This window comes from Actimicrobium sp. GrIS 1.19 (assembly GCF_035984655.1).
Taxonomy (GTDB): domain Bacteria; phylum Pseudomonadota; class Gammaproteobacteria; order Burkholderiales; family Burkholderiaceae_D; genus Actimicrobium.
The window spans coordinates 1-8,206 of sequence record NZ_JAXCHT010000054.1; the positions used below are offsets into that span (position 1 = coordinate 1).

An 8,206-nucleotide genomic window follows, 5' to 3' on the forward strand; every position below is an offset into this window, starting at 1 on the left:
GGTGAGTTTCGCCTGATATTTCTTCGACCTCATTGCTGCAGCGATGATGATGGGAACGCATGCCGAAATACCGGTTCATGAAACATTCAGGTTAGTGGAATCAAATTCGCTGCATGCGAAAACATTTGATGTGCAACTCATCGAAATTATTTCTGCCGGCCTATCAGATCGGAAAGGTTGATATCTCACTAGCAGTTAATGTGCCTCGCTATCCAACGCTTGCTCGAGGCGCGCTAAGCTGGCTATCTTGCTGCGTTTCAGCGCATCAAGCGCGTGCGTCCACACGGGCTCCTCACTGGAATCGGTCTTCGTCACGGTGCAACGTGCCTAAGCTAGTGCGAAGTTATCAGTCTTTTTACTCACTGAAATTCAATGAGATTTGGCGCGGTGGCCTTGCTAGCAATCGAGTTACCACGATCTCACTTGCATGCATCAATGCATCGAAAACGTTTTTTTCAGTTCGTCGATGGCAAAATCTTCGGCCTTCTTGGCTTCAGGTACCACCGCACCCATACCAAAAAACTCGTGAGCTACGCCTTTATAATCCTCGTAAGCAACCGTTACACCGTCTTTTCTGAGGCGGTCCGCATATTCCTTGCCTTCAGTGCGCAGTGGGTCGATTTCGTCAGTGATAACGGTTGCTGGCGGTAAGCCCTTTAGCGTTTCTGCCTTCATCGGCACCGCATAGGGATTCGTGCCGTCTTGCGGAGTTGCGTAATATTTAAAGAACCACTGCATCATGGCTTTGTTTAACGGCTTTGCCTGGGCGTTGGTTTTATACGATGCATTGTTCATGTCATTGTTCGTGACCGGGTATACCAGCAGTTGGTGAATCGGTAACGTCGCCTTTTTGTCACGTGCCATCATCGATACGACAGTCGCAAGATTACCGCCCGCGCTTTCACCGCCCACGGCAACCCGTGTTGGATCCCCGTTAAATTCCTTCGCATGCTGCAGCACCCACAGATAAGCGGCATAGGCGTCATTCGGTGCGGCGGGGAATTTATGCTCCGGAGCCCGATGATAGTCAACGGCGACCATGATGGCATTGGCGCCTTTTGCCAAGGCGCGTGGAGACGCGTCATACGTCTTCGTATCCGCAATCACAAAACCACCACCGTGGAAGTACACCATCACGGGAAACGGACCCGCGCCAGGGGGCGTGTAAATGTGGACAGGAATATCGCCTAATGGTCCCGGAACACTCATGTCCGTCACGGTAATACTCGGATCCGGCGTCGAACTCTTAGCCTGCTGCTGCATGACTTTCTTGACCGCGTCCGCCGGCGTTGGCTGTTTTCTTGCGTCCTCAGAGGTCAATGTTTCGATTGGCTTGCCGCCAAGTGACTTCAACGCGTCCAGAACCGTCTGCATCTCTTTGTTGGCTTTGGGTGGCGTCTGTGCCGTCGCAGCGCTGGAGGCGACCACGGCAGCTGCTACCACAGCAGTTATGAACAGCTTGTGTTTGGAATTCATTAAATCCCCTATTTGAAATAATTCAATTTGACGAAAAATCAAGTTTGAAAATTCTCGATTTTAAAATCAAGAGAAAGCACCGATTTCGCAGATCAGCGATAAAGCTTATCGAATATCCTCTGGCGATGAGAAGCACGGGCAAGCGCGGCCTGGCCAAAAATTAATTCAGGCTTCTGAAGGCTCAAATCATTAAACGACATGGGCTTCCTTCCATTTTTGCTATTGGTCGCGATCTCAAGGGCCCGTGCGCAGGCACGCCGGCAAAGCCACGTCCAGGCAATTACGTGCCTGGCTTTAAAATGACCTTGGTCCAGCCCTTTTTGCGCTGGTCAAAATTTTCGTAGGCACCGGGCGCATCAGCCAGCGCCAGTTCATGCGAGATGATCATCGAGGGCTTCGCCTTACCGACGTGAATCAGATTGCACAGCTTCCGGTTATAGGCTTTTACATTTGCCTGGCCGGTAGCGATGCGTTGCCCCTTGATCCAGAACTGCCCAAAATCAAAGGCAATCTTGCCTTCTCTGGCGAGCGGATCTTGCGCTTTTGGGTCTTCTGGCAAGAACACGCCGACAACGCCGATGCCACCAGTCGGTTTGACCGTCTTCACCAGGTTGTTCATGGTCAGGTTCGGCACTTCCTTGCCGTGGAGGTTGCAACACTGGTAGCCAACGCACTCGCAGCCGCGGTCAGCGCCCTGCCCATCAGTCAGCTTCATGACCTCGTCGACGCCGCCGCCTTCCGTGTCGTCGATGGGCGTGGCGCCGATTTTTTCTGCCAGCTTCAATCGGTCCTTATGCGTGTCGACCACAAACACTTGACTGGCCCCTTTGACGAACGAAGAAGCTGCCGCCATCAGCCCCACAGGCCCGGCACCATAGATAACGACTGTGTCGCCCGGCTTGACGCCGGCCAATTCGGTAGCGTGATAGCCGGTCGGAAAGATATCCGACAGCATGACGTAATCGTTTTCCTTTTCCTCGGCATCTTCAGGCAGCACGAGACAGTTGAAGTCGCCATACGGCACCCGCAGCAGCTCGGCCTGTCCACCGCTGTATGGGCCCATGCCGGCAAAGCCATAGGCGCCACCGGCCATGCCTGGATTAACGGTCAGACAGAACCCGGTCAGGCCGCGCTCGCAGTTCTCGCAGAATCCGCAACCGATGTTAAAAGGAAGGCATACCATGTCGCCGACCTTCACGCGGTCGACGGCTTTGCCGATCTCGATAACCAGACCGAGGTTTTCATGGCCGAGGATCCGGCCGGGTTCCATGTTCGTGCGACCTTCATACATATGCAGGTCGGAGCCGCAGATGTTGGTGCTCGTGACCTTGACCAACACATCGGTGGCTTTCTCAATTTTGGCGTCCGGCATCTCTTTTACCTGAACGTCACGTGGTCCGTTATATACAAGTGCTTTCATGGGAGATCCTTAAATAATGTTGAGCGAAAGTGCGAGGGGCTGATCCATGCCGGCAAGGACGCTGGCACTAAAGTGGGACGACGACTGCTTGAAGATCGGTATCGGCTGACATCAGCCCAGCGGCGCGTAACGGCACTAGCACTTTTCGACCGTTGGCTTTTGCTCATCAAGTTGAATCTGAAAGTGCATGAATCAGAAACAAAGCGCGCCGTGCGCGTGTCGGTCGCTGGACTTGGTGGCCTAAAGCAGGCCCATCACCGACGCGAGCGATGAAAACTAATTGTCAATGTAGACAACCAAAGCTTGGTTGTCTGTTCGGTAACTCTCATTTGCAACCGCGCATGGACACGTCAATAGAGAAAAGGCGTTGGCGTATGCCGCCTGGAAGAGATATTTTTCTGCCTGGTAAGGAGCGAAAGGCACGCATCCTAAGGCCCGTTGCGGATGATTACGTTTCGGTCAGCCGCAACCTCGTCCGAAGTTAGGTGACCGTACCCCAGAATTAGTACCAGCCATTAGTAGAAATTTCTCCACGCAATCTGAGGACAAAAAGCGCGGGGTCAATCTTGTCGAAGGCGGCATCGAGCACTTCGAGGCTCACACTTTCATGGCGCAGTGCAAACTCGACATCGCCCAATGGGGTATCGTTGCTCGCGACGCCAGACGGAATCGATATCAAGACGGCGGTGTCGTGCCGCTTGTTCACCGCGCTGATGATTTCAGCGACCTGCACAAACGGTCACACATTCAATTCCAACAAATCGACATGGCGGGCATAGCCTACTTTTTTCAGTTTTTGGCGCCGCGCAAATCGAAGTTTGTTCGTACGAATCGAATCGTATTCACAAAATGCTGATTTTTAGCCAGTTTATCGAAATTCGTTCACGAACCTACATTTAAGGACGACCGAGCGCCTCGTTCGCGCAGGGCAGGAGGAGGGTGCCGTGCGCGAGTGATGTCCTGGACTGAACGTCACCCGGCAGCACTGGAGGATTGGTGAAGCGCTAATGATTTGTGTTCACAACATTGGCCGCCCGTCTGTGGGTCGATTTAACCGACCGACCACTGACCGCGACGCGCCTCCCTTCTGTGAAAACGGAAAGCGATTGCGTTCCTGGCGAACCGAAGTCGGCGGTTGCCCCCCGCTATGTCAGCGGGTGCGCAATTACCAGACGCTGTCTGATGATTCTGGCTGGCCGCCGACTTGCACAAATGACGTCATTGGGCCGCCATTGCCCCCAGTCGGCTCAAACTGGCCGCCGTCAAATCTCACTCAGTATCCTGTGCCGACCGGTGCCCACGCGACGCGCACTGTTGATCGAACAACCGTTGCTCCTCGCTCCCGCCTTGGCGAAGGAGCTGCAGGTTGGCCGTCCATGGCAATACTCTCAACAGTGTAGAGAGGTTCGGTGAAGACACGCAGAACGCATAAAGCCGTTTCATGCGCCGCAGGTCACAACATGGCCTCTCTTGCGAATTTCTCCATCGCCCGGCTGCGATTGTCACGCTCGGTAGTCACATACACCGAGGTCGTCGCCAGCGACGCGTGCCCGAGCAGGTCGCGCAGCATCGCCAGGTCGCCGCCACTGTGCAGGAACTGCGTGGCGAAGGTGTGCCGCAGCCAGTGCGTCGAGGCGCGTCGAATGCGCTCCGCGGCCTGATGCCGTGCGGCCGGCAAGCCGTCGGCCACCTCGGCAAAGAATCCTTTCAGGATGTCGTACAGGCGCGACTGGCTCAGCGGCCGGTCTGCCACCTGCGTGGCGGCATCGACCTCCAGCGCCGCGATGACCGGGCTGTCGGGCGGCGCCGCGTCGAACGACACGTGGCCGCGCCGCTGGAAATCGCGGCGCAGTTCATCGATCACACACAGCGGCAACTGCACGACGCGCACCTTGTCGCCCTTGCCGGTGATCCGTACTTCCCATTGCCGATCGGCGTGACCGCCGTCCTCCTCGTTGCCTTCGCGCGTAAAACAGGTGAACTGGTTCCTGCGCAGGCTCACCAGTTCCGACAGGCGCGCGCCGCTGCTGTAGGCCAGCACCAGGATCAGGCGCAGGCGCCAGTAACGGGCGTCGCGCGCCATCTGCGCCAGATGCTGCCTGATGGCGTGCCACTCGGCGCGCGTCAGTGCGCGCGTGACGTCGATGTGGTCGTCGCGCCGGGCCAGCCAGCCGATCGCCTTGAACGGATTGCCGTGCAAATAATGCTGGTCGGTGAGCCACTGGCACAGCGACTGGATGATCACCAGCGCCGTCTTTTGCGATGCGGCCGACAAGGGCCCGGCGAACGGTCGCCACCAGGCCGACCAGCGCGGCGTGCCGCGCGCGCCCAGCCACCGGTCTTGTCCGACGGTGAATTTCTGCGACCAGATGGCCGGCGTCACGCGCCCGAGGTCCCACAGGAAGTCGCGGTAGGCGATGCAGTCTTCCACCGTCAGCGATGACACCGGCTTGCGCTGCTCGACCAGCGCCCACAGCACGAAGCGCTCGGCTTCCTTGCGGTAGGAACGCTGGGTGTGGCCACCCGGTTTGCACTGGTTCAACCACGCCTGGATAGCCGCCAGATCGTTGTGGGCGGACAGCAGCGAACGGCTGCCGCGGTTGCTACCGTTGGCGCCGTCGAGCGCGTGGGGAACTAGCAGGTTTTCCAGGGGAACGATGCCGGTGCGCAGCGGCGCCGGCGGGTGCTGCGGCAGGTCACGCCGGGGTGACAAGGCGCGCGTAGGCAGCACAATCCCGAGCGCCGACGACACGCCCGGATCAGTCAGCCAGCGAACGATCTGCGCGGCGGCTTTTTCACCGGCCTTCGGAACCTTGCGGTACCAGCGATAGCCCAGTGCGTTGATGGCCTCGACCAACTCCGACAGCCGATGGATGCCGGCGGCCTTCAGGCGCGCCGCCAGCGCCGGATCGAGCCAGCCGTCGACGCCGTCGTCCAAAGTCGGATCGACCGCAATCAAGCCTTCGAGCTGGCGCAATGCGGCCAATTGCTGTTTTCGCAGGCGTTCGTTACGCCGGGACTGGTGCGTGGCGCGCGCCGATGTCGCGCCGTACTGCGCGGTGAACAAGGCAATGAGTTCTTCCTCGGAATACACCTCGCACGGGTCGCGTTCCAGCCGGAATGCGTCGAGCGCTGGCACGTCACCGCAATCGGTCTGCTGCAGGCGTTCGGGGGGCAGCGCCAACAACCGGGCCATCGAGGGACGGGCCACTCGCCGCGCCGCGACCAGCAGCGGCGCGCGGATCCAGCCGATGGTCGAACGCGCGACGCGGCGGTCGGTAACGGCCTCGTCGACAGCGGCGGCGTTCTCCAGATAGTGCTGCGCCAGCGTGCCAGGATCCAGACCCTCGAGGTAGCCGCGATAGAAGGCGAAGTGCGCGCGCGTGAGGCGAATCAGGACGGTTCCGCATTCGACCCAGCCACCGCGCATAATGCCATCCTGATCGCGACGCCGACAGCCAACTTGCCGCATGCGAAGCGCGGCCGCAACGCGCAGCGCGGGTGAGTCGCGATGCCGCCCTGCCCTGCCCCGCCATCATCGGTCAGGCTGTGGGGCTCAATGCGCTTGCCAACTCCAGGGGTTGATGACGGTCAAACCGGCCGCCTCAAACGGAGCCGTATCGCGTGTGGCGACGGCAAAACCCTGCGCCGCAGCGATCGCGGCAATATAGCCATCGGCGGGCGCAATGGCTTCCCCCCTACTGCGGGCGCGGGCGCGCAACGTTGCATACGCGCGCGACGCAGGGTCATCGAACGTCAGGATGCGCCCGGCAAACAGGGGCAGGACACGCTGCTCGAGACTGACGTGCAGCGTCTCACGGCGTTTGCCCTCGGGCAGGACGGCGATGCCAAAGCGCAGCTCGGCCAGACTGATCGTCGACAGGAACAGCGTATCAATGAGTTGTGCATCGATCCAGGCCAGCACGTTCAGGTCGCCCGACGCCTTGAGCGGCGCAGACACAACGTTGGCATCGAGCAGAATCAGGCCAGGTCCACTGACTCGCCTGGTGTCCGGTCGCGCGTGATGTCGAGATCGACACCGCCGGCTTCGCGGCCAATGTCAGCCAGAAGCGAGCCCAGTTTGACGCGTGTCTCGGGGCGCACGGCGTTGTCGAGGATGGCGCGGATCTCCGCTTCGGTGCTGCGGCCATGCTGGGCGGCGCGAACGCGCAAGGCGCGGTGGGTCTCATCGGGTAAATTACGCACGATCACAGTGGCCATTGCAATTGCTCCCTACAATTAATGCCTTTGATGACGACGGATCACATGTGATCGCCACTTGCACCACCACGTCCCTCTTCTGCCCGGACACGAGGTACGACGCCAGGCGCAGTGCAGTGGCAATTGTTGCGGACCTCAGTTAAGCCAGCGTGATGGCGCCTCGGTATTGCGCCACCGTCGCGTCATTGGTGACAAGAGTGATGCCCTCGACCCTTGCCTGCGCAATCAGTAGCCGGTCGAATGGGTCCTTGTGAATCGGCGGCAGCGCATCGATTGCCACCACATGCTCGCTCAGGATGGGCAGCTCGTGGTAGCCGTTGTCCAGCAGGCCGCGCCGCAGCAGGCGTGCATCGACCTGAAAGTCGGGCCTGTCCAGTCCCCGCTTGATGGCGATTTCCCAGATGCTGGCGACGCTGAACAGCAGTTCGTTGTGTGGATCAGCCATCAACTGTCGCGCGCCTGGCGGCAAGCTGTCGCTGCCGTCCGCGGCCCAGATCAGCAGGTGCGTATCGAGCAGCAGTTTCAAGGCTTGCCCTCGAACAGGCTCTCAATGTCGCCGGCCCCCATCGTGTTGAAGTCGTCCGGCACCTTGATCTGACCGGCCATGAAGCCGAATCGCTTGATTTCCGACGCGTCCGGCGTGTCCAGGGCGGTGACCTTCACCATCGGCTTGCCCGCCTTCGCGATGACGAACGATTCGCCGCGGGCAGCCATCTCGACTAGCTTGGAGAGCTGGGTTTTGGCCTCGTGGATGTTGTAAGTTTGCATGGCAACCTCAGATAGGTTAGGTTCAATGAACTAAGTCTATATGAGGCGTGCCAACAGGGCAAGCCGCTTTTTTTGACCCTTGGCGACGTCAATGGGGCGGAATTAACCTTATGTCAAATTTATTCAACGGAGAGTAAGCCACGCTTTCAGCGCCGACCCACCATAATTATCGTCGACGCACAACCAAGAACGAAAACCGAAAATTAGGGTCAGCACCAAGACCGTCTGACCTGACCGGGGATTTTAAGACCACGGATAATTTGAGAAGATAGCTCCTTGCGACAGCGAGGAAGCCATGAGGAAGAGCCGATACAGCGACGA

The 8,206-nt window shown here is 58.8% G+C and carries 8 protein-coding genes; all 8 read right to left on the bottom strand.

Annotated features, from left to right (window positions below):
* Positions 1-432: 432 nt before the first annotated feature.
* On the bottom strand, positions 433-1,476 hold the full coding sequence (locus RCH09_RS19050) for an alpha/beta hydrolase (RefSeq protein ID WP_326942726.1): 1,044 nt from the start codon (positions 1,474-1,476) through the stop codon (positions 433-435).
* Between the two features lie 280 nt (positions 1,477-1,756).
* On the bottom strand, positions 1,757-2,896 hold the full coding sequence (locus tag RCH09_RS19055; protein WP_326942727.1) for a glutathione-independent formaldehyde dehydrogenase: 1,140 nt from the start codon (positions 2,894-2,896) through the stop codon (positions 1,757-1,759).
* 502 nt (positions 2,897-3,398) lie between these two features.
* Positions 3,399-3,629, bottom strand: a complete 231-nt coding sequence (locus RCH09_RS19060; protein ID WP_326942728.1) for a hypothetical protein — start codon at positions 3,627-3,629, stop codon at positions 3,399-3,401.
* Positions 3,630-4,349: 720 nt separating this feature from the next.
* Positions 4,350-6,326: a phage integrase family protein gene (locus RCH09_RS19065; protein WP_326942729.1), complete on the bottom strand. Its 1,977-nt coding sequence runs from the start codon at positions 6,324-6,326 to the stop codon at positions 4,350-4,352.
* Positions 6,327-6,452: 126 nt separating this feature from the next.
* Entirely contained in the window at positions 6,453-6,881 is a 429-nt protein-coding gene (locus tag RCH09_RS19070; RefSeq protein WP_326942733.1) for a type II toxin-antitoxin system VapC family toxin, read from the bottom strand.
* Entirely contained in the window at positions 6,878-7,117 is a 240-nt protein-coding gene (locus RCH09_RS19075; RefSeq protein ID WP_326942730.1) for a FitA-like ribbon-helix-helix domain-containing protein, read from the bottom strand. Before RCH09_RS19075 ends, RCH09_RS19070 begins: the two co-directional genes overlap by 4 nt.
* 139 nt (positions 7,118-7,256) lie before the next feature.
* Complete coding sequence (locus tag RCH09_RS19080) at positions 7,257-7,643, bottom strand: type II toxin-antitoxin system VapC family toxin (RefSeq protein ID WP_326942731.1); 387 nt, start codon at positions 7,641-7,643, stop codon at positions 7,257-7,259.
* Complete coding sequence (locus RCH09_RS19085; RefSeq protein ID WP_326942732.1) at positions 7,640-7,885, bottom strand: type II toxin-antitoxin system Phd/YefM family antitoxin; 246 nt, start codon at positions 7,883-7,885, stop codon at positions 7,640-7,642. Before RCH09_RS19085 ends, RCH09_RS19080 begins: the two co-directional genes overlap by 4 nt.
* Between the last annotated feature and the right edge of the window lie 321 nt (positions 7,886-8,206).